This is a genomic window from Tabrizicola sp., from assembly GCF_041911175.1.
GTDB lineage: Bacteria > Pseudomonadota > Alphaproteobacteria > Rhodobacterales > Rhodobacteraceae > Tabrizicola.
The window spans coordinates 54580-75032 of sequence record NZ_JAYRPN010000149.1; the positions used below are offsets into that span (position 1 = coordinate 54580).

General features: G+C 65.8%; 24 protein-coding genes. 13 read left to right on the forward strand and 11 right to left on the reverse strand.

Translation table 11 applies throughout. The features are described from left to right. Positions 1–57 precede the first annotated feature (57 nt). Entirely contained in the window at positions 58–1695 is a 1638-nt protein-coding gene (groL, locus tag ACE3P6_RS20590) for a chaperonin GroEL (RefSeq protein WP_374398293.1), read from the reverse strand. Positions 1696–1755: 60 nt separating this feature from the next. Continuing rightward, positions 1756–2043 carry a co-chaperone GroES gene (locus ACE3P6_RS20595; protein ID WP_294975267.1) on the reverse strand — a complete coding sequence of 96 codons (288 nt, stop codon included), beginning with the start codon at positions 2041–2043 and terminating at the stop codon, positions 1756–1758. A gap of 184 nt (positions 2044–2227) precedes the next feature. Between ACE3P6_RS20595 and ACE3P6_RS20600 the strand changes: the two genes are divergently transcribed. From ACE3P6_RS20600 to ACE3P6_RS20610, 3 genes are read left to right on the forward strand one after another with little or no spacing between them, the layout of a single operon-like run. Beyond that, entirely contained in the window at positions 2228–3226 is a 999-nt protein-coding gene (locus ACE3P6_RS20600; protein ID WP_374398294.1) for a TraB/GumN family protein, read from the forward strand. Next, positions 3223–3960, forward strand: coding sequence for an MBL fold metallo-hydrolase (locus ACE3P6_RS20605; protein ID WP_374398295.1), 738 nt, complete (start codon positions 3223–3225; stop codon positions 3958–3960). The genes ACE3P6_RS20600 and ACE3P6_RS20605 overlap by 4 nt, the downstream gene beginning before the upstream one ends. Then, the gene (locus ACE3P6_RS20610) at positions 3954–4820 is read left to right on the forward strand and encodes a DMT family transporter (RefSeq protein ID WP_374398296.1); all 867 of its coding nucleotides are present in this window, start codon (positions 3954–3956) and stop codon (positions 4818–4820) included. The genes ACE3P6_RS20605 and ACE3P6_RS20610 overlap by 7 nt, the downstream gene beginning before the upstream one ends. Here the strand turns inward: ACE3P6_RS20610 and ACE3P6_RS20615 are convergent. Both ACE3P6_RS20615 and ACE3P6_RS20620 read right to left on the reverse strand, forming a co-directional pair. Then, positions 4811–5080, reverse strand: coding sequence for a type II toxin-antitoxin system RelE/ParE family toxin (locus ACE3P6_RS20615; RefSeq protein WP_374398297.1), 270 nt, complete (start codon positions 5078–5080; stop codon positions 4811–4813). The two genes, ACE3P6_RS20610 and ACE3P6_RS20615, sit on opposite strands and share 10 nt — an antisense overlap. Beyond that, positions 5064–5282: a DUF6290 family protein gene (locus tag ACE3P6_RS20620; RefSeq protein ID WP_374398298.1), complete on the reverse strand. Its 219-nt coding sequence runs from the start codon at positions 5280–5282 to the stop codon at positions 5064–5066. Before ACE3P6_RS20620 ends, ACE3P6_RS20615 begins: the two co-directional genes overlap by 17 nt. A gap of 138 nt (positions 5283–5420) precedes the next feature. Between ACE3P6_RS20620 and ACE3P6_RS20625 the strand changes: the two genes are divergently transcribed. The 8 genes from ACE3P6_RS20625 to ACE3P6_RS20660 all read left to right on the forward strand — a co-directional run bounded on the left by ACE3P6_RS20625 (position 5421) and on the right by ACE3P6_RS20660 (position 12519). Continuing rightward, positions 5421–6338 carry a manganese-dependent inorganic pyrophosphatase gene (locus tag ACE3P6_RS20625; RefSeq protein WP_374398299.1) on the forward strand — a complete coding sequence of 306 codons (918 nt, stop codon included), beginning with the start codon at positions 5421–5423 and terminating at the stop codon, positions 6336–6338. A 106-nt stretch (positions 6339–6444) separates the two neighbouring features. Continuing rightward, entirely contained in the window at positions 6445–7335 is an 891-nt protein-coding gene (locus tag ACE3P6_RS20630) for a TIGR01459 family HAD-type hydrolase (protein ID WP_374398300.1), read from the forward strand. A gap of 118 nt (positions 7336–7453) precedes the next feature. Continuing rightward, the gene (locus ACE3P6_RS20635) at positions 7454–7897 is read left to right on the forward strand and encodes a MaoC family dehydratase (protein WP_374398332.1); all 444 of its coding nucleotides are present in this window, start codon (positions 7454–7456) and stop codon (positions 7895–7897) included. A 30-nt stretch (positions 7898–7927) separates the two neighbouring features. Continuing rightward, positions 7928–8851, forward strand: coding sequence for a bifunctional riboflavin kinase/FAD synthetase (locus ACE3P6_RS20640; RefSeq protein ID WP_374398301.1), 924 nt, complete (start codon positions 7928–7930; stop codon positions 8849–8851). Between the two features lie 39 nt (positions 8852–8890). Continuing rightward, complete coding sequence (locus ACE3P6_RS20645; RefSeq protein ID WP_374398302.1) at positions 8891–9343, forward strand: YcgN family cysteine cluster protein; 453 nt, start codon at positions 8891–8893, stop codon at positions 9341–9343. Then, entirely contained in the window at positions 9343–10359 is a 1017-nt protein-coding gene (locus ACE3P6_RS20650) for a low specificity L-threonine aldolase (protein WP_374398303.1), read from the forward strand. Before ACE3P6_RS20645 ends, ACE3P6_RS20650 begins: the two co-directional genes overlap by 1 nt. Positions 10360–10468: 109 nt before the next feature. Beyond that, entirely contained in the window at positions 10469–11488 is a 1020-nt protein-coding gene (locus ACE3P6_RS20655; RefSeq protein WP_374398304.1) for a ribose-phosphate pyrophosphokinase, read from the forward strand. 65 nt (positions 11489–11553) lie between these two features. Then, positions 11554–12519: a phosphatase PAP2 family protein gene (locus ACE3P6_RS20660; protein ID WP_374398305.1), complete on the forward strand. Its 966-nt coding sequence runs from the start codon at positions 11554–11556 to the stop codon at positions 12517–12519. On the opposite strand, the gene ACE3P6_RS20665 is transcribed toward ACE3P6_RS20660, so the two are convergent. From ACE3P6_RS20665 to ACE3P6_RS20690, 6 genes are all read right to left on the reverse strand, one after another. Continuing rightward, complete coding sequence (locus ACE3P6_RS20665; RefSeq protein WP_374398306.1) at positions 12516–12863, reverse strand: H-type lectin domain-containing protein; 348 nt, start codon at positions 12861–12863, stop codon at positions 12516–12518. The two genes, ACE3P6_RS20660 and ACE3P6_RS20665, sit on opposite strands and share 4 nt — an antisense overlap. 121 nt (positions 12864–12984) lie before the next feature. Beyond that, on the reverse strand, positions 12985–13377 hold the full coding sequence (locus tag ACE3P6_RS20670) for a F0F1 ATP synthase subunit epsilon (protein ID WP_374398307.1): 393 nt from the start codon (positions 13375–13377) through the stop codon (positions 12985–12987). Positions 13378–13386: 9 nt separating this feature from the next. Beyond that, the gene (atpD, locus tag ACE3P6_RS20675; protein ID WP_374398308.1) at positions 13387–14829 is read right to left on the reverse strand and encodes a F0F1 ATP synthase subunit beta; all 1443 of its coding nucleotides are present in this window, start codon (positions 14827–14829) and stop codon (positions 13387–13389) included. 20 nt (positions 14830–14849) lie between these two features. Continuing rightward, the gene (locus ACE3P6_RS20680) at positions 14850–15716 is read right to left on the reverse strand and encodes a F0F1 ATP synthase subunit gamma (protein WP_374376803.1); all 867 of its coding nucleotides are present in this window, start codon (positions 15714–15716) and stop codon (positions 14850–14852) included. A gap of 22 nt (positions 15717–15738) precedes the next feature. Continuing rightward, complete coding sequence (gene atpA / locus ACE3P6_RS20685) at positions 15739–17277, reverse strand: F0F1 ATP synthase subunit alpha (RefSeq protein ID WP_374398309.1); 1539 nt, start codon at positions 17275–17277, stop codon at positions 15739–15741. Continuing rightward, a complete protein-coding gene (locus ACE3P6_RS20690; RefSeq protein WP_374398310.1) occupies positions 17277–17837 on the reverse strand; it encodes a F0F1 ATP synthase subunit delta in 561 nt (186 codons plus the stop codon). The genes atpA and ACE3P6_RS20690 overlap by 1 nt, the downstream gene beginning before the upstream one ends. A 409-nt stretch (positions 17838–18246) precedes the next feature. Between ACE3P6_RS20690 and ACE3P6_RS20695 the strand changes: the two genes are divergently transcribed. Next, positions 18247–18792, forward strand: coding sequence for a L,D-transpeptidase (locus tag ACE3P6_RS20695; RefSeq protein ID WP_374398311.1), 546 nt, complete (start codon positions 18247–18249; stop codon positions 18790–18792). A 36-nt stretch (positions 18793–18828) separates the two neighbouring features. Here the strand turns inward: ACE3P6_RS20695 and ACE3P6_RS20700 are convergent, their stop codons facing one another. Beyond that, entirely contained in the window at positions 18829–19584 is a 756-nt protein-coding gene (locus ACE3P6_RS20700; RefSeq protein ID WP_374398312.1) for a class I SAM-dependent methyltransferase, read from the reverse strand. 60 nt (positions 19585–19644) lie between these two features. Here ACE3P6_RS20700 and gloB point away from each other — a divergent pair, with 60 nt between their 5' ends. After that, on the forward strand, positions 19645–20409 hold the full coding sequence (gene gloB / locus ACE3P6_RS20705; RefSeq protein ID WP_374398313.1) for a hydroxyacylglutathione hydrolase: 765 nt from the start codon (positions 19645–19647) through the stop codon (positions 20407–20409). The last annotated feature ends 44 nt before the right edge of the window (positions 20410–20453 follow it).

The window sequence follows — 20453 nt, forward strand, 5'->3', positions numbered from 1 at the left end:
AAGCAAAGGGGCGGCCCGAAGACCGCCCCTCCCATTCCTTCGACCGAAAGAGATGGATCAGAAGTCCATCCCGCCCATGCCGCCGCCGCCGGGCATCGCCGGGGCAGCTTTCGGCTCGGGACGGTCGGCGATCATCGCTTCGGTGGTGATCAGAAGCGAGGCGACCGAGGCCGCGTCTTCCAGCGCGGTGCGGGTCACTTTCGCCGGGTCGATCACGCCGAACTTGAACATGTCGCCATATTCTTCGGTCTGCGCGTTGAAGCCGAAGGCATTGTCCTTCGATTCGCGGATCTTGCCCGCGACGACGGCACCGTCGACACCGGCATTCTCGGCGATCTGGCGCAGCGGAGCTTCCAGCGCGCGGCGGACGATGGCGATGCCCGCGTCCTGGTCGCTGTTGGCGCCTTTCAGGCCTTCCAGACCCTTGGCCGCCTGCACCAGCGCCACGCCGCCACCGACGATCACGCCTTCCTGCACGGCCGCACGGGTCGCGTTCAGGGCGTCGTCAACGCGGTCCTTGCGCTCTTTCACTTCGACTTCGGTCATGCCGCCGACGCGGATCACCGCAACGCCGCCCGCCAGCTTGGCCACACGCTCCTGCAGCTTCTCACGGTCGTAGTCCGAGGTGGTTTCCTCGATCTGCGCCCGGATCTGGCCGACGCGGGCTTCGATTTCCGCCTTGTCGCCAGCGCCGTCGATGACGGTGGTATCATCCTTCTTGATGATGACCTTCTTCGCCCGGCCCAGCATGTCGAGCCCGACATTCTCCAGCTTCATGCCCAGATCGTCGCTGATGACCTGGCCGCCGGTCAGGATCGCGATGTCCTGCAGCATGGCCTTGCGACGGTCGCCGAAACCCGGAGCCTTGACGGCAGCGATTTTCAACCCGCCCCGCAGCTTGTTGACGACCAGCGTGGCCAGAGCCTCGCCTTCCACGTCTTCGGCCACGATGATCAGCGGGCGCTCCGACTGGATCACGGCTTCCAAGAGCGGAACCATCGGCTGCAGCGACGAAAGCTTCTTCTCGTGCAGCAGGATGTAGGCGTCTTCCAGCTCGGCGATCATCTTGTCGGCGTTGGTAACGAAATAGGGCGACAGGTAGCCGCGGTCGAACTGCATCCCTTCGACGACGGTGGTCTCCGTCTCCAGGCCCTTGTTCTCTTCGACGGTGATCACACCCTCGTTGCCGACCTTCTGCATCGCTTCCGCGATCTGACGGCCGATTTCAGCCTCGCCGTTGGCCGAGATGGTGCCGACCTGGGCGACTTCGGCCGAGTCCTTGACCGGGCGGGCAGCCGCCTTGATCGAGGCGACGACATTGGCGGTGGCGAGGTCGATGCCGCGCTTCAGGTCCATCGGGTTCAGGCCGGCGGCCACCGATTTCATGCCTTCGCGGATGATGGCCTGGGCCAGCACGGTCGCGGTGGTGGTGCCGTCACCGGCCTCGTCATTGGTGCGGGAAGCGACTTCCTTCACCATCTGCGCGCCCATGTTCTCGAACTTGTCGGCCAGTTCGATTTCCTTGGCGACGGTGACGCCGTCCTTGGTGATGCGGGGCGAGCCGAACGATTTGTCGATCACCACGTTGCGGCCTTTCGGGCCGAGGGTGACTTTGACGGCGTCGGCCAGGATGTTCACGCCGCGCAGCATGCGGTCGCGGGCGTCGGTGTCGAACTTGACGTCTTTTGCAGCCATTTTTGGTAGCTCCTAGAATGGGTTATGGATTGCGTAGGTCGGGGTTCACCCCGACTCCCCTCAGGAAATGATCCCGAGGATGTCGCTTTCCTTCATGATCAGCAGCTCTTCGCCGTTCAGCGTGACTTCAGTGCCCGACCATTTGCCGAACAGGATGCGGTCACCGGCCTTGACCGACGGCGCGATCAGCTCGCCCGAATCCTTGCGGGCGCCTTCGCCCACGGACACGATCTCGCCCTCGGCGGGCTTTTCCTTGGCGGTATCGGGGATGATCAGCCCGCCCTTGGTCTTTTCGTCGGACTGGATACGCTTGACCAGCACGCGGTCATGCAGCGGTTTGAAAGCCATCTGGGGTACTCCCTTGAGTTTCCAGGTTTGATTTCGGTTAGCACTCAGATGGCCTGAGTGCCAACGCGGCTTGAGGTAGGCGATGCCCGGCCACGAGTCAACACCCGCGCCCCGGCTTTTCGCATTGCCTTTTCCGGGCCGGGTGCCACGATGCGGGCCGACCGACCCAATCGTGATTGCCCGCATGTCCCGCTTCCTTGCCGCCCTCTCCCTCGTGCTTGGCTTCCTTGCTGCGGCCCCGCTGTCTGCCGAATGCGTCGGCCATAACCTTTTCGACACGATGGACCCGGCCCGGAAGGCCGAGGTCACGGCCGCCGCCGATGCCATCCCCTTCGCGAGAGGCAATTTCTGGCGCGCGACCAAGGGCGATCAGGTGATCACGCTTGCCGGGACCTATCACTTCGACGACCCGCGCCATGCGGCGAACCTGGCCGCGCTGATGCCCGCGATCACCGGGGCCAGCGTGGTGCTGGTCGAGGCCGGGCCGGAGGAGGAGAAGGCGCTGAAAGCGCAGATCGCCCGCGACCCGTCGACGATGGTGATCACCGAAGGCCCGCTTCTGAACCAGCAGCTGCCGCCCGAGGTCTGGGCACAGCTCTCCGACGCCATGTCCGCCCGTGGCATCCCGGCCTTCATGACCGCAAAGTTCAAGCCCTGGTATGTGCTGACACTGCTCTCGATCCCGCCCTGCGCCATGCTGCAGATGACATCCGAACCCGAGGGGCTTGACCGGCTGGTGATCAAGGCCGCTCAGGAAGCCGGGGTGCCGGTCCGCGCGCTGGAACCCTACGACACCCTGTTCAAGATCTTCGGCAACCTGACCGAGGCGGAACTGACCGAGATGCTGGTCTCCACCCTCGCCATCGAACCGCAGGGCGAGGATTATTTCACCACACTCGTCGACGGCTATTTCGCCGGGGAAAGCCGTGCCGCCTGGGAGCTGATGCGCTTCATCAGCTACGACATGCCGGGCTATACCCATGCCGAGGTGGACGCCGAATTCGCCCGGATGGAGGAAATCGTCGCCGCATCCCGCAACCGCGCCTGGATTCCGGTGCTGACCGAAGCCGCGTCGAAGGGCCCGGTCTTCGCGGCCTTCGGGGCGCTGCATCTGTCCGGTCAGGACGGGGTGCTGAACCTGTTGCAGAAGCAGGGCTTCACCCTGGAAGAGCTGAAGCTGTGATCCTGCCGGGCAAGCTGTCCCGGCTTTACATCCTCGACCTCGGCCTCTTCGAGGTGCGGGGCGGCGAGCGGGTGATCGGCATCCCCGGCTTCCTGATGCAGACCGACCGGGGCCAGAACATCCTGTTCGACACCGGCTTTCCGCCCGACTACCTGACCGACCCCGCCCGCCCCGCGCAGGACGGCCTGCCCCGCTTCGGTCGTCTGCTCGATTATCGCCCCGACCAGACCGCCGAGGGCGCACTGGCGCTTCTGGGCCTCGCGCCCGCCGACATCGACCTCGTCATCCTCTCCCACGGCCACATCGACCACGTCGGCTCGCTGCCCCTCTTCGCCCATGCCCTCATCCTCATGACCGCCCGCGAACGCGCCGAGCCTGCCCCGCTCTACTTCGGCCAAGCCCGTCCGATCCCCTGGCCAGACGCTGCCTACCGCCTGATCGATGCCGACACCCCGGTCTGCGACGGCCTGACCCTGATCCCCACCCCCGGCCATACCGCCGGGCACCTCTCCGCCCTCCTCACCCTGCCCGACAGCCGCCATGTCATCCTCGCCGCCGACGCGATCAACCGCGCCTCGGAACCCGGCGAGGGCTTCCCCGATGCCGACGACCCCGTCGCCGCGAAAATCTCCGCCGACCGCCTGCTCTCCCTCGCCCCGCCCGGCGCGCTGCTGATCTACGGCCACGACCCGTCGCAGTGGCCTACGCTCCCCAAGGCCCCGCAGCCGTGGTAGACGCCCACCGCCAGGGCATCCTGATGCTTCTCGGCGCGACGCTGGCCTGGAGCACCTCGGGCCTTTTCGCCCGCGCCATCCCGCTCGACACCCCCACCGTGATCCTCTGGCGCGGGCTGGCCGGCGCCGCGGGCCTGTTCGTCACCCTCTGGTGGCTGAAGGGGGCGGAAGGCTTCCGCGACTTCACCCGGCTCGGCGCGGCAGGCTGGGCCTATTCGCTGCTCTCCGGCCTCGGGATGCTGCTTTTCGTCGGCTCGCTCAAAGCCACTTCCATCGCCCATGTCGCGATCATCTACGCCACCCTGCCCTTCATCGCGGCTTTCCTCGGCTGGTGGCTATTGAAGGAACCGCCCGGCCGCGTCGGCATCCTTGCCGCCGGACTGGCACTGATCGGGGCGGCGGTGATGGTCGGCCTCGGCGGCGACGGGACGCTTCTGGGCGACCTGATGGCCTTCGGCATGGTGCTGGCGATGGCCGGGCTGATCCTGATCGGACGGGGCAGCCCCGACACCCCCACCCTCGCCGCCGGAACCCTGTCCGCCGTCTGGGCGCCCTTGGCGATGATCCCCTTCGCCAGTCTGTCAGGCCTCGACGCGCCGAACCTTCTCCTGATGGCAGGCTTCGGGCTGATCAACTCCACCCTCGGCTTCGCGCTGTTCGTGCTCGGCTCGCGCCACACGACCCCGGTGGAAACCGCCCTGATCGGCGCGCTGGAGACCACGCTGACCCCGGTCTGGGTCTGGCTGGTGTTCCTTGAAACCCCCACCACCCCCACCCTGATCGGCGGGGCGATGGTGATGGCGGCCTCGGTCGGCCACATCCTCTGGACCGCCCGCCAACCTGTCGAGCCTCAGCGATAGACCTCGCCGCGATGGCCGATCCCGACGACGAGGACGGTCACGATCTCGTCCTTGATCTCCACAAGGATGCGGTAGTCCCCCACCCGGTAGCGCCAGAGCCCGCCCAGCCGCGCGCCCTGCAAGGCGTCACCCAACTGTCGGGGGTCATCGAGACCCGCGACGCGCGTACTCAGGAAATCCCGGATTCGCCGCCTGACGTTGGGATCGAGCCGTCGCATCGGCTTCTGCGCCGACACGGCATACTCAATCGTCCATTTCACGCCAGAATTCCTCGGCCGAAATCACCTTCTCTTCACCGCTCCTGATCCGCTCCAGCACCGCTTCGGCCATGTAGATGTCTTCCATGTCCTCAAGCTTCTGGATCAAAGCCTCGCGCACATAGTAGGTCTTGCTGCGCCCGGTCGCCTTGGCAAGCGCCTCCAGCCGCTGTTCAAGCTCTTCCGGCAATCTGACCGACAGCATCGCAACCCCCTCCGTCATACATATCATACATGTATGACAATCGCCACCCGATGACAACCCCAACCATAGCGCCCCGTGACAATCCCGTCCTCGCCCCCTATACACCGCGCGAAATCAGCGCCTCAAAGGTTCAGCCCCATGACCACCCTCGTCTTCGGCCACAAATCCCCCGACACCGATTCCACCGGCTCTCCGATCATCTGGGCCTGGTATCTGAACGAAATCGGCACCCCGGCGAAAGCCGTCCTGCTGGGCGAGCCCAACACCGAAGCCGCCTTCGTGCTGAAGCACTGGGGCCTCGACAAGCCCGCGATCATCCAGGACGTGACCGCCGACGACAAAGTGGTGATCGTCGACACCAACAACCCCGCCGAACTGCCGCCTTCCGTCAACGAGGCGAAGATCCAGGGCATCATCGACCATCACATGCTGGTCGGCGGCATCAAGACCAAGACCCCCATCGACATCACCATCCGCCCGCTGGCCTGCACCGCCACCATCCTGCACGACCTGATGGGCGACACGCTGGCCCAGGCTCCGAAGGGCATCAAGGGCGCGATGCTGTCCTGCATCCTGTCCGACACGCTGGAATTCCGCTCGCCCACCACCACGCCGCATGACCGCGCCGTGGCCGAGAAGCTCGCCGCTGACCTGCGCGTCTCGATCCCCGACCTGGCCACCGCGATGTTCGAGGCCAAGTCCGACGTCTCCGCCTTCTCCGACGCCGAACTGCTGCGGATGGATTCCAAGGAATACAACGTCGCCGGGAAGGAACTTCGCGTCTCGGTGCTGGAGACCACCGCGCCGAAACTGGTTCTCGACCGCAAGGCCAGCCTGATGGCCGCGATGGCTGGCGTGGCGAAGGAAGACGGGGCCGATCAGGTCCTCCTTTTCGTCGTCGACATCCTGAAGGAAGAGGCGACGCTTCTCGTCCCGAACGACCTGGTCAAGCAACTGGCCGAGGCCTCGTTCGGTGCGAAAGTGACCGGCGACACCGTCGTCCTGCCCGGCATCATGAGCCGCAAGAAGCAGATCATCCCCGCGCTGAAGCTCTGACGCCGGGGGTGTTGCGTGCCCTTCCGTCTGTACGCGCGTATGGACGGAAGCCAGACGCAAACCATACCGAATCCAGACCGCCGGTTCTGCTCCGAAAGGGTCCCGAATGACCGAAATCATCCGCTCGCTCGCCGACCTGACCGGCCGCTACGACGCCGTCTTCTGCGACCTCTGGGGCTGCCTGCACAACGGCAAGGCGGCCTTTCCCGCCGCCGTCGCCGCGCTGCAGGGCTTCCGGGCGACCGGGGGCAGGGTCGTCCTGATGACCAACGCGCCTCGACCGAAATCCAGCATTGTCAAGCAGTTGGACGGCCTCGGCGTCCCTCGTGACGCCTGGGATATCGTCGTCACCTCCGGCGATGCGGCGCAGATGGGGATGCTTTCGGGTGCCGTGGGCCGCCGCGTCCACCACATCGGCGCGCCCAAGGATGAACCTTTCTTCACCGATTTCGCCGAGGATCTGGCCGCCTACGCCGCGACCCAGCCGCCGATCACCCGCGTCCCGCTGCGCGAGGCCGAAGGCATCGTCTGCACCGGCCTGCGCGATGATCTGACCGAAACGCCCGACGACTACCGCGCCGCCCTTCTTTTGGGAAAAACGCTTGAATTGCCAATGCTCTGCGCAAACCCGGACATCGTCGTCGACATGGGCGACAAGCGGCTCTACTGCGCCGGGGCGCTGGCACAGGAATATGAGCAGATGGGCGGCACCACGCTTTATTTCGGCAAGCCGCACCCCCCGATCTACGACCTCGCCCGCCGCCGCCTGGCCGAGGCCGGAGCCCCCGCCGACCCGCAGATCCTCTGCATCGGCGACGGGATTTCCACGGATATTCAAGGCGGTATCGGCGAGGGGCTGGACACGCTCTTCATCACCGGCGGGCTGGAGGCCGAACGCTTCGGCGCGGACGTCGAGAACCCGGACCAGTCCCGGCTGGACGCCTGGCTTGACAGCAAGGAACTGTCGCCCACCTTCGCGATGGGTCGCCTGCGCTGACGGCGCGGTAACTTTCGTTCACCCGCCGCCACGCGATTGAACATTTCTTGCGCAGCCGATTGTTCTGCGGCGCAGCATATGCTAGGGTTCCCGCATGACCGGAAGGGAATCGGACCCCATGCTCGACAACATGCCCCGCGGCACGATCTGCATCGAGGACATCGAAATCGGCATGTCCCGCCACCTGTCGAAGGTCATAACCGACCGGGATATCGAGCTTTTTGCCGAAGTCTCCACCGACCGGAACCCCGTCCACCTGGATGACAGCTATGCCCAGGACACCATTTTCGAAGGCCGCATCGCCCACGGCATGCTGACCGCGGGCCTGATCTCGGCCGTCATCGGCGAACAGCTTCCCGGCCACGGCACCGTCTACCTTGGCCAGTCGCTCAGGTTCATGGCCCCCGTCCGTCCGGGCGACATGGTCCGGGCTGAGGTTACCGTGACCGCGATCGACCATGCAAAGCGCCGAGTCACCCTTGAAACCCTCGCCTCGGTGGGTAAAACCGTTGTCCTGAAGGGCGAGGCGCTGGTTCTGGCGCCCAGCCGCAAGTTCGACTGACGGGGCGGCCGCCCCCTTTGAAGGGCGCGAATGCAGATTCATCAGGATTACCAGTGGCTTGACCCGAATGCCCGGGGTGCTTCCGTGGCGATGGGCAATTTCGACGGCGTGCATCTGGGGCACCGCTCGGTGATCGACCGCGCCCGCGACCGGGGCCCCCTGGGCATCATCACCTTCGAGCCGCACCCCCGCCAGTTCTTCGCCCCTGACGCCCCGCCCTTCCGCCTGATGAACGCCGAGGCTCGCGCCAACCGGCTGGCGAAGCTGGGCGTCGAGCACCTGTTCCAGCTGCCCTTCAACCGCGCGCTGGCGGCGCTCACGCCCGAAGACTTCGCGCGGGTGGTCCTGGCCGAAGGGCTGGGCATCGCCCATGTCGTCGTCGGCTCCGACTTCTGCTTCGGCAAGGGCCGCACCGGCACCGCGCAGGACCTGCGTAGCTTGGGCGAACGCTTCGGCTTTGCCACCACCATCGCGCCCCTGGTGGAAATCGCCGGGCGCGAGGTGTCCTCCACCGCGATCCGCCAAGCGCTGACCGAGGGCCGCCCCCGCGATGCCGCCGACATGCTGGGCCACCTGCACCGGATCGAGGGAGAGGTGATCCACGGCGAAAAACGGGGCCGGGAGCTGGGCTTTCCCACCGCCAACATGGCGCTTTCCGGCCTGCACCTGCCGCGTTTCGGGGTCTATGCCGTCAAGGTCGACGTTCTTACCGGGCCGCAGGCGGGCAGCTACATGGGCGCCGCCAGCCTGGGCATCCGTCCGATGTTCGGCGGCGACGTGCCGAACCTGGAAACCTACCTTCTCGATTTCAAGGGCGACCTGTACGGCCACCACCTCTCGGTCGCGCTGGTCGATTTCCTGCGGCCCGAGATGAAGTTCGACGGACTGCCATCGCTGATCGCCCAGATGGATGCCGACTGCGAAAGGGCGCGCGAACTCCTCGCCGCCCTCTGACCCCTTCCATTCCGGGCCCGGCCAAGGCACCTTGCGCGCATGACCAACCTGCGCCCCCGCTTCTGGGAAACCGTTCCGCTGACCAAGCTTACCCAACAGGAATGGGAGGCGCTCTGCGACGGCTGCGGCAAATGCTGCCTGAACAAGCTGGAGTATGAGGACACCGGCGAGGTCGCCTATACCCGGATCGCCTGCCGCCTGTTCGACGGCGATACCTGCCAGTGCCGCGACTATCCGAACCGCAAGCTGCATGTCCCGGAATGCGTGGTCCTGACGCCCAAGACCCTGCCGAAGATCGCCTACTGGATGCCCGCGACCTGCGCCTACAAGCTGCTGTTCCAGAAGAAGAAACTCCCGGCCTGGCACCCGCTGCTGACCGGCGATCCCGACAGCACCCACAAGGCTGGCCAGTCGATCCGGGGCGTGACGCTTTCCGAAACCGAGGTCCCCGAGGACGACTGGGAAGACTACCTGATCGAGGAAACCCCCTGATGCGCTTTGCCTCCGACAACACCTCCGGCGCCGCGCCCGAGATCATGGCCGCGATCCTGAAGGCGAACGAGGGCTACGAACGCTCCTACGGCGCCGATGCCGCGATGGACCGCGTCACGGCTCTGGTGCGGGACATCTTCGAGGCGCCGCAGGCCGAGGTCCGTCTGGTCGCCACCGGCACCGCCGCCAACGCCCTTGTCATCGCCACCCACTGCCCGCCCTGGGGCGGCGTCTTCTGCCACAGCCATGCCCATGCCGCCGAAGACGAATGCGGCGCGCCGGAGTTCTATTCCGGGGCCAAGCTGGTTCTAGTACCGGGCGAGCGGGGCAAGATCACCTCTGAAACGCTGGGACAGGCCCTCGCCACAACCGGCGAAAGCGGTGTCCACGGCGTCCAGCGCGGGATGCTGTCGCTGACCAATGTCACCGAGGCCGGGACCGTCTACACCCCCGCGGAGATCGCCGCCCTGACTGCGCTCGCCAAGGCCTACAACCTGCCCTGCCACCTCGACGGCGCCCGCTTTGCCAATGCGCTGGTGGCGACCGGCGCCAGCCCGGCGGAAATGACGTGGAAAGCGGGGATCGACGTCCTCTCGCTCGGCGGCACCAAGAACGGCTGCCTGGGGGTGGAGGGAGTCGTCCTCTTCGACCCCGCAAGGGCTTGGGAACTGGAACTGCGGCGCAAACGCGGTGGCCATCTCTTCTCCAAGCACCGCTTTCTCTCCGCGCAGATGGAGGCCTACCTGACCGGCAGTCTCTGGCTGCGTCTCGCCGCACAGGCCAATGCCATGGGCCAGCGCCTTGCCGCCGGGTTGCGCGAACGGCAGGCCAGCGTTCCTGAAGCACCGGCCAACATGATGTTCCCGGAATGGGCCGCGGGCACCCATGACCGGCTGGAGGCCGCGGGCGCCGTCTACTACCGCTTCCCGGCCCCCGAGGGTCGCGAGCGCGCGCGTCTGGTAGCCAGCTGGTCCACCACCGAAGCGGATGTAGACCGCTTCCTCGACGCGTTCTGAATGCTGCATCCGCAACGATTTTCGCGCAGTTAGCGGTCGCGCCCGTTTGCATCCGTCCGGCCCGGTGATAAGCGGGGCGCATCCCGAATCCGCTGCCCCGGAGCCCCCCATGCCCGCCGTCACCGAACCGAAGCTCATCGCCGGAAACGCCAACCAGCCCTTGGCAAAATCCATCGCCCGGCGGATGTCGATGCACCGGGGGATGAGCGTGAACCTGGTCGACGCCAGGGTGGAACGCTTCAATGACCAGGAGATCTTCGTCGAGGTCTTCGAGAACGTCCGCGGCGAGGACATGTATGTCATCCAGCCGACCTCGAACCCGGCGAACGACAACCTGATGGAACTCTTGATCATGACCGACGCCCTGCGTCGGTCTTCTGCTTCCCGGATCACCGCCGTCATCCCCTATTTCGGCTACGCCCGCCAGGACCGCCGCGCCAAGGCCCGCACGCCGATCAGCGCCAAGCTGGTGGCGAACCTGATCGAGACGGCGGGGATTGACCGCGTCCTGACGCTCGACCTGCATGCCGCCCAGATCCAGGGCTTCTTCGACATTCCGGTGGACAACCTCTACGCCTCGCCGGTCTTCGCGCTGGACATCGAGCACAACTTCAAGGGCCAGATGGACGACCTGATGGTCATCTCGCCGGACGTGGGCGGCGTGGCCCGCGCGCGAGAACTGGCCAAGCGGATCAACGCCCCCCTCGCCATCGTCGACAAGCGGCGCGAGAAGGCGGGCGAGGTGGCGGAAATGACGGTGATCGGCGACGTGAAGGGCCGCAAGTGCATCATCGTCGACGACATCTGCGACACTGCCGGCACGCTCTGCAAGGCCGCCGAGACGCTGATGGAGGCGGGCGCTGTCGAGGTTCACAGCTACATCACCCACGGCGTCCTGTCCGGCCCGGCGGTGGAGCGGGTGCAGAACTCGGTGATGAAATCGCTGGTCGTCACCGATTCGATCCAGCAGGGCGACAAGGTATTGGGCGCGAAGAACATCCGCATCGTCCCCACCGCACCGATGTTCGCCCAGGCCATCCTCAACATCTGGGGCGGCATGTCGGTGTCGAGCCTGTTCGAGACCGATACCCTGGTCCCGATCTATGAGGGGCTGTATCAGCGGAGCTGACGCGAAACGGCGCGTTGCGCCCAAATTCCAGCACAATTCCAAGCGAAATTGCCAACTGTCGCGGATTGACCAACACAGTCGAGCAAGACTTGGACCTGACAGGCAACATCGAGCGAAAAGGCTGGCGCGGGGCAATGCAGCTTCTGCCCACGGAACGGATCATCTTGTTTGGGGTCCTTGCCTCGGGTGGCCTGGCCGTGCTGTTTCCGCTTCTCCTGGAGCGATCGGTCAACTGGCCGCCCTTCGTTGTCGGCTACGCCGCCTCGCTTGGTCTTCTGGGTGTCGGCGCCTACATTCGGGGTGCAAAGGCTGCGCCACGGATCGCGCTGGCCGTAATTGCTGTCGCCACTTTCGCAGGGTTCACTGCAGGGTCATCGGTGCTGATCTACGCACTTCTTCCCCTGCCGAACCCGATGGTTGATGAGCAACTGACCCGGCTGGGCCATGCCATCGGTTATGACTGGCAAGCTCTGGTGCTGGCGATGACCGCCTACCCCGGGATCACCCGGGCGCTTGGCTTCGTCTACCAGAGCGCCATCCCCCAGCTGCTGCTGACCATCTGTGTCCTCGCCAGCTATGGCCGCGCCGTGGCTCTCCATCGTTTTCTTCTGGTCGGGATGCTGACGCTCGTTGTCTGCGTAGCGGTCTGGTGGGCCTGGCCCAGTGTCGGCTATATCGGCACCCTGCCACTGTCGGACGCAGAGATGAGGGCAGCAGGTCTGATATACTCACAGGATTACGGTGCCTACCTGACGCGCCTCTTGCAGCATGGTCCCACCCGCATCACACCTGAGGTGATAACCGGGGTCGTTGGCTTTCCGTCCTACCATACGGTCATGGCCTGTCTTGTTGTTTTCTATCTTTGGCGCACGGTGCTGTTTGTCCCGGCAGTGCTTTTCAACCTCGCCATGCTTCTGGCAACGCTCGTACATGGCGGGCACCATCTGGTCGATCTCATCGGCGGCCTTGTCGTCTTTGCCCTTGGCGTCTGGATCGCCAACCGGCTGATCCGCGACCCAGGGCCAGCCTAGGTCACGTCCCAGTCATCCTCATCGCGCAGCTTTCCGATCGCCAGCCAGTCGGCCCGAACCCTGGCAATCCTTGTGTCGCCCCAGGTGCGGAACACGATCTCGAAGCCCTTGGCTGTCACATTCTCGGCCGTGATGTCGACCCGCGAGTTTGTCATGTGGTCCATGTCCCACATCGAGATGCCGACCGTGACGACCGGGAGGCCGGCAAAGGCTTCCTTGAAGCGTTCCCGCTGCCTTACCTCGCGCGGGCCCGAGCCCGACCACATAGCCCCGTCATGGGCAAAATCGGAAAACAGGATCTTCGTGCCCTGCTCGATACCAATCGGACCGTTGAACCGTTTCATACGCAATTCCAGAACCCAACCCCGTGCCGATCATGGCGGAGTTTTCGGCAGGAGTCATGCAAAACGCAAAGGCCCCGGACGATGCCCGGGGCCGATGCAAGCCTGAAACAACTGGCGGGACTCAGATCCCGGCGGCAGCCCGCATGGCGTAAAGATCGGCCACCGCCTTGTCGGCAGCGTCCTTGTCCGAATTGACGGCCGCAGCCTCGCAGGCATCGGCCACCAGCGCGTCCAGCGCCGTCGGGGTCAGCTCGTCCAGCGGCACCGCCTGTTCGGCCAGGACCGACACGCCGGTTGCGCTGATCTCGGCGAAGCCACCGGTCACGACATAGGCCTTCACCCCGTCGCTGCCGACCACTTTCAGCAGGCCCGGCCGCAGCGAGGTGATGGTGGCCGCATGGCCCTCCATCGCCGTCAGATCGCCCATCGCGCCGGGGATCTGGACCTCGGTCGCCGGGAAGGACGCAAGGCGCCGTTCCGGGCTGACGAGGTCGAATTGAACCGTGCTGGCCATGTCGCCCCCTTACGCCGCAGCTGCCGCGAGTTTGGCAGCCTTGGCTTTCACTTCCTCGATGTCGCCGACCATGTAGAAGGCGGCCTCCGGCAGGTGGTCATACTCGCCGTTCACCACCGCCTTGAAGGACGCGATGGTCTTGTCGAGCGGCACCTGCACCCCGTCCGAGCCGGTGAACACCTTCGCCACGTCGAACGGCTGCGACAGGAAGCGCTGGATCTTCCGGGCGCGGGCCACGGTCAGCTTGTCCTCTTCGCTCAGTTCGTCCATGCCAAGGATGGCGATGATGTCCTGCAGCGACTTGTAGCGTTGCAGGATGCCCTGCACCGACCGCGCGACGCCATAGTGCTCCTCGCCGACGACCGAGGGGTCCATCAGGCGCGAGGTGGAGTCGAGCGGGTCCACCGCCGGGTAGATCCCCAGTTCCGAGATCGCGCGCGACAGAACCGTCGTCGCGTCGAGGTGGGCGAAGGAGGTGGCCGGCGCCGGGTCGGTCAGGTCGTCGGCCGGCACATAGATCGCCTGCACCGAGGTGATCGAGCCCGCCTTGGTCGAGGTGATGCGTTCCTGCAGCGCGCCCATGTCGGTGGCCAGCGTCGGCTGGTAGCCCACCGCCGAAGGAATACGGCCCAGCAGAGCCGACACTTCCGAACCGGCCTGCGTGAAGCGGAAGATGTTGTCGACGAAGAACAGCACGTCCGTCCCCGACTGGTCGCGGAACTGTTCGGCCAGCGTCAGGCCCGACAGCGCCACGCGGGCGCGCGCCCCCGGCGGTTCGTTCATCTGGCCATAGACCAGCGCCACTTTCGACTTGGTCATGTCTTCCAGGTTGATAACCCCGGATTCGATCATCTCGTGATAGAGGTCGTTCCCTTCACGGGTCCGCTCGCCCACACCGGCGAAGACCGAGAAGCCCGAGTGCACCTTGGCGATGTTGTTGATCAGTTCCATGATCAGAACCGTCTTGCCCACGCCCGCGCCGCCGAAGAGGCCGATCTTGCCGCCCTTGGCGTAAGGCGCCAAGAGGTCGATGACCTTGATGCCGGTGACCAGAACCTGCGATTCCGTCGCCTGCTCGCTGAAGGCCGGGGCGGGCTGGTGGATCGGGCGGGTTTCCTTGGCCACGACCGGGCCCTTCTCGTCCACCGGCTCGCCGATGACGTTCAGGATGCGGCCCAGCGTCGCATCGCCCACCGGAACCGAGATCGGCGCGCCCAGGTCCTTGACCGCAGCGCCGCGCACCAGGCCTTCCGAGGCGTCCATCGCGATGCAGCGGACGGTATTTTCGCCAAGGTGCTGGGCCACTTCCAGCACCAGACGCTTGCCGTTGTTGTCGGTTTCCAGCGCGTTCAGGATCGCGGGAAGCGCGCCGTCGAACTGCACGTCGACGACGGCGCCGATGACCTGCGTCACGCGACCGGCGCCTGCGGATGCTTTCGGGGCTTTTGCCATGCTCTTCTACTCCGGGTTCGTCAGAGCGCCTCGGCGCCCGAAATGATTTCGATAAGCTCTTTGGTGATCGCGGCCTGACGGCTCCGGTTGTACTGGATCGTCAGCCGGTTGATCATGTCGCCTGCGTTGCGGGTCGCGTTGTCCATCGCGGACATCCGCGCGCCCTGCTCCGAGGCGCCGTTTTCCAGAAGGGCGGTGAAGATCTGCGTGGCAACCCCGCGCGGCAGAAGGTCGGCGAGGATCGCCTCTTCCGACGGTTCGTAGTCGTACAGCGCCGTCGCGCTGGCGGCTTCGAACTTGGCCGGAATCACCTGCTGCGCCGTCGGGATCTGGCTGATCACCGACTGGAAGCGGTTGTAGAAGATCGTCACGACATCCGCCTCGCCCGCCTCGAAGGCCGCCATGACTTCGCGCGCGATGTTCTGCGCATTGCCGTAGCCCACGCGCTTCACTTCGCTCAGGTCGACATGGCCGACGAAGGCCTGACCCCAGTCGCGGCGCAGCTGCTCGCGGCCCTTCTTGCCGACGGTGAGGATCTTCACCGTCTTGCCCGCCGCCGCCAGTTCCGCCGCCCGCACCCGGGCCAGCTTGACGATCGACGAGTTGAAGCCGCCGCAAAGGCCGCGCTCGCTGGTCATGACCACCAGAAGGTGCACCTGGTCCTTGCCGTTCCCGGCCAGAAGCTTCGGTGCGCCTTCCCCGGTGCCGACACCGGCGGCAAGGGCCGACATCACCGCCGTCATCCGCTCGGCGAAGGGCCGGGCGGATTCAGCAGCTTCCTGGGCGCGGCGCAGTTTTGCCGCCGCGACCATCTGCATCGCCTTGGTGATCTTCCGCGTGTTCTTCACGCTTCCGATCCGGTTTTTCAGGTCCTTAAGGCTGGGCATCTGCCTACTCCCTCAGGGCCGCTCAGGCGAAGGTCTTGGCGAAAGCGTCGATTTCCGCGCGGATCGCTTTTTCCAGATCGCCCGCCACCTTGCGGTCGTTCTTGGTGATGTCTTCCAGAAGCGCCTTGCCGCTGGTGCGCAGGTGCTTCAGAAGGCCCGCCTCGAACCGGCCCACGTCCTTGACCGCGACCTTGTCCAGATAGCCTGCCGTGCCCGCGAAGATCACGCAGACGATTTCCGCGTTGGTCAGCGGCGAGTATTGCGGCTGCTTCATCAGTTCCGTCAGGCGCGCGCCACGGTTCAGAAGCTGCTGGGTCGAAGCGTCGAGGTCCGAGCCGAACTGCGCGAAGGCCGCCATTTCGCGGTACTGCGCCAGCTCCAGCTTCACCTTGCCCGCGACCGACTTCATCGCGTTGGTCTGCGCCGACGAACCCACGCGCGACACCGACAGGCCGGTGTTCACCGCCGGACGGATGCCCTGGTAGAAGAGTTCCGTCTCCAGGAAGATCTGGCCGTCGGTGATCGAGATCACGTTGGTCGGGATGAAGGCCGACACGTCGCCGCCCTGGGTTTCGATGATCGGCAGCGCGGTCAGCGAGCCAGCGCCGAAGTCTTCGTTCAGCTTCGACGACCGCTCCAGCAGGCGCGAGTGCAGGTAGAACACGTCGCCCGGATAGGCTTCACGCCCCGGCGGACGGCGCAGCAGCAGCGACATCTGGCGGTAGGCCACGGCCTGCTTCGACAGGTCATCATAGATGATCAGGGCGTGACGACCGTTGTCGCGGAAGAATTCCGCCATCGCGGTCGCGGCATAGGGCGCCAGGAACTGCAGCGGGGCCGGGTCCGACGCGGTCGCGGCGACGACGATGGTGTAGGCCGAAGCGCCGGTCTCTTCCAGCTTCTTCACCAGCTGCGCCACGGTCGAGCGCTTCTGTCCGACGGCGACATAGATGCAGTAGAGCTTCTTCGATTCGTCCGAGCCAGCCGCCTCGTTGTAGGACTTCTGGTTCAGGATCGTGTCCAGTGCCACGGCGGTCTTGCCGGTCTGGCGGTCGCCGATGATCAGCTCGCGCTGGCCACGGCCGACGGGGATCATCGCGTCGACGGCTTTCAGGCCAGTCGCCATCGGTTCATGCACCGACTTGCGCGGGATGATGCCGGGGGCCTTCTGGTCGGCGATCCGACGCTCGGACGCAATGATCGGGCCCTTGCCGTCGATCGGGTTGCCCAGGCCGTCCACGACGCGGCCCAGAAGACCGTTGCCCACCGGCACGTCCACGATGGCCTTGGTGCGCTTGACGGTGTCGCCTTCCTTGATGTCCTGGTCGGACCCGAAGATCACGATCCCGACGTTGTCGACTTCCAGGTTCAGCGCCATCCCGCGGATGCCGCCGGGGAATTCGACCATCTCGCCGGCCTGCACGTTGTCAAGGCCATGCACACGGGCAATCCCGTCGCCGACCGACAGCACGCGACCGACTTCGGCCACTTCCGCGTCCTTGCCGAAGTTCTTGATCTGCTCTTTCAGGATCGCAGAGATCTCAGCAGCCTGGATTCCCATCACCCAACCTCTTTCATTGCATTTTGCAGGGCCGCGAGCTTTGCCTTGACCGAAGTGTCGATCATGGTCGAGCCCAGCTTGACGACAAGACCGCCGATGAGGGATTCATCGACGGTCGTTTTCAGTTTCACGGTCTTGCCGACGCTGGCTTTCAGCGTTTCGGCAAGTTTCTTCGATTGTGCGGCGGTCAGCGCGCGGGCGGCGGTGACTTCGGCGGTCACTTCGCCCTTCTCGGCGGCGATCAGGTCGTTCAGCTGCGCGGCCAGTTGCGGCAGCACGAAGAGGCGGCGCTTGTCGGCCATCAGGGCCAGCGTGTTGGCGGTCAGCGCGTTCAGCCCCAGCTTGGCGCCGATGGCGGCAATCGCGCGGCCCTGATCCTCGCGGCTGATCACCGGCGAGGCGATCACGTCGCGCAGATCGGCGCTGGCAGCCAGAGTGTCGGTCAGGGCGGTGGCGTCGGCTTCCAGGGCCTTCAGCGCGCCGCCTTCCTTGGCCAGATCGAACAAGGCCGATGCGTAGCGCGCGGCGATGCCCAGAGAGATCGAAGCTGGTTCTGACACGTCAACCCTTCCGCTGTTCTATGCCCCGGGCTCATCCGAACCGGGCGTCCCTTTGGCGCACACCTACACAACCGTCCGGGCGGCACCATCCGTCGCGGGCGTCCTTAGCAGAGGCTTTCCCACCCCGCAACCGGGTTGAACACGCTTTCTTGAGCCGTGGATCAGCCACATTGCCGCTGTTGGCGCAAACGCCGCCAAAGGTCCGTTCAGCGCCCCTCGGCACGGCCCTGCCGGTCGCGCCGCGACCATCTGGCGGCCCGCCTTGAGAGGCGTGATTCCCCGGAATGGCCGCTCCCGTCCTGCCCTCACATCCGGTCACATCGCCGTCAAGGTCGGGTCCGCCCCGGTTGACCCTGCCGCCCGGTGCCGGGACTGTGCCGCAAAAGGCAACAGCAGAAAGGCAGGCAGCATGACCCTCTCGCGACGCGGACTTCTCGGCGCCGGCATCGGCACGATCCTCCTCTCAACGGCGGCACGGGCCGAACCCTCCGGGGTGCGCAGCAACATCTCCAGCTTCCGTTCGCAGGACTGGCGCGACCATTTTGATACGTTGGGGAAAGCCACCATCGTTGCCGACACCACCTCGCGCGCCCTGCATTTCTGGAGCGCGGACGGGCAGGACTACCGCATCTTCCCGACCTCGGTCCCCCTGACCGACGAACTGACCAAGCGTGGCTATACGTCCATCGTCCGCAAGATGGTTGGCCCCAGCTGGACCCCGACAGCTTCGCAGATGGAACGCTACCCGCACTGGAAGCCGGTCCCCCCGGGGCCGGAGAACCCCCTGGGCACCCATGCGATGTACCTGAGCTGGCCCGCCTACATCATCCACGGCACCCACGACACAAGGAAGATCGGCCGCCGCTCCTCCGACGGCTGCATCGGCCTTTTCAACGAAAACATCGCCAAACTGTTCGAGTTGTGCCCCGTCGGCACCCAGGTCCGGGTGATCTGACGCCGGTCCGGGCGTCGGGTGGGTTTCCAACCCACCTCACCTCCGGTTCAACGCCGGTTCCGCCGCGCCTTGGCCCACCCCTTCCAGCACCCTGAGCGGCTTCTTCACCGCCGCCCGAAGGCCGCCTTGCGTCGGGGCATAGACCTGCTTCGATGCCTCGACCATCAGCACGCCGCCCGCCAGCCAGGGCATCTTCCGCCCGAACCCTTCCCAGAAATTCGCCGACCGCAGCCAGAACCGGGTTCCCGAGGGCGGGGCGAACAGGACCGAGCAACTCCGCTCCGGCGTGAACCCGTGCCGCTTCAACTGCGCCTCCAGCTGCGCCACCGAATAGGGTCGGCCAAAGCCGAAGGGCGTCACGTCCCGCCGCGACCACAGCCCCGCCCGGTTCGGCACGATGAACAAGGCTCGCCCCCCCGGCCCCAGCACCCGCGCCGCCTCTTCCAGCACCGCCGTGGGGTTTTCCGACGTCTCCAGCCCGTGCATCAGCACCAGCCGGTCGACGAACCCGGTGGACAAGGGCCAGGCCGTGTCCTCGCACAGCACCGACACATTCTCCATCCCTGCAGGCCAGGGCATCACCCCCTGCGGCCCCGGCATCAGCCCCACCACCCGCCGCGCCTCCGACAGGTAGGGCCGCAGCAGGGGCACCGCGAAGCCGAAGCCCGCCACCGTCTCCCCCACCTTGGGCGGCCAGAGCTGCACCACCCGGTCCCGGATCGCCCGCTGCGCCACCCGGCCCAGCTGCGTGCGGTAGTAGAAATTCCTCAGGTCCAGCACATCGAGATGCATTGCGGCGGGTCTCTCAAAGGACGATCCTGCCGCATCATAGCCGCGAAGGGACCAAAGACCATGCTCGACCTCGTCACCGTCCCCTGCCTCGCCGACAACTATGCCTACCTCATCCACGACGCCGAGACCGGCCAGACCGCCGTCATCGACGTGCCGGAACCCGGCCCCATCCTCGCCGCGCTCGACGCCCACCAGTGGCGGCTGACCGACATCCTGATCACTCACCACCACGACGACCATATCCAGGGCGTCGACACCCTGCGCGCCCAGACCGGGGCGATGGTTCTCGGCGCCGGTGCCGATGCGCACCGCCTGCCCCGCCTCGACCTCGCGCTCGATGAACACTCCTCCTTCTCCCTCGGCCGCGAATTCGCCCGGGTGATCGAGGTCCCCGGCCACACCATCGGCCACATCGCCTTCCATTTCCCCGACAGCCGCCTTGCCTTCACCGCCGACAGCCTGATGGCCGGGGGCTGCGGTCGGCTCTTCGAGGGCACCGCCCGCCAGATGCACGCCAGCCTGCAGAAACTGGCCGCCCTTCCCCCCGAAACCCTGATCTGCTCGGGCCACGAATACACCGCGTCGAACCTGCGCTTCGCCGCCACCCTTGAACCGGACAATCCGCTGCTTATCTCTCGCTCAACCGAGGTCGCCGAGAAGCGCGCCAAGGGTATCCCCACCGTTCCGGTCCCGCTGCAAGTCGAGCTGGACACGAACCCCTACCTGCGGGCCCACCTGCCCGCGCTCAAGGCAGCGGTCGGCCTCCCAGATGCCGACGATGTCACGGTATTCGCCGAAATTCGGGCCAGAAAAGACAAGTTCTAGGCCGACTGTATCACAAATGGCGTGACTGACCGGGGGAAACCCCA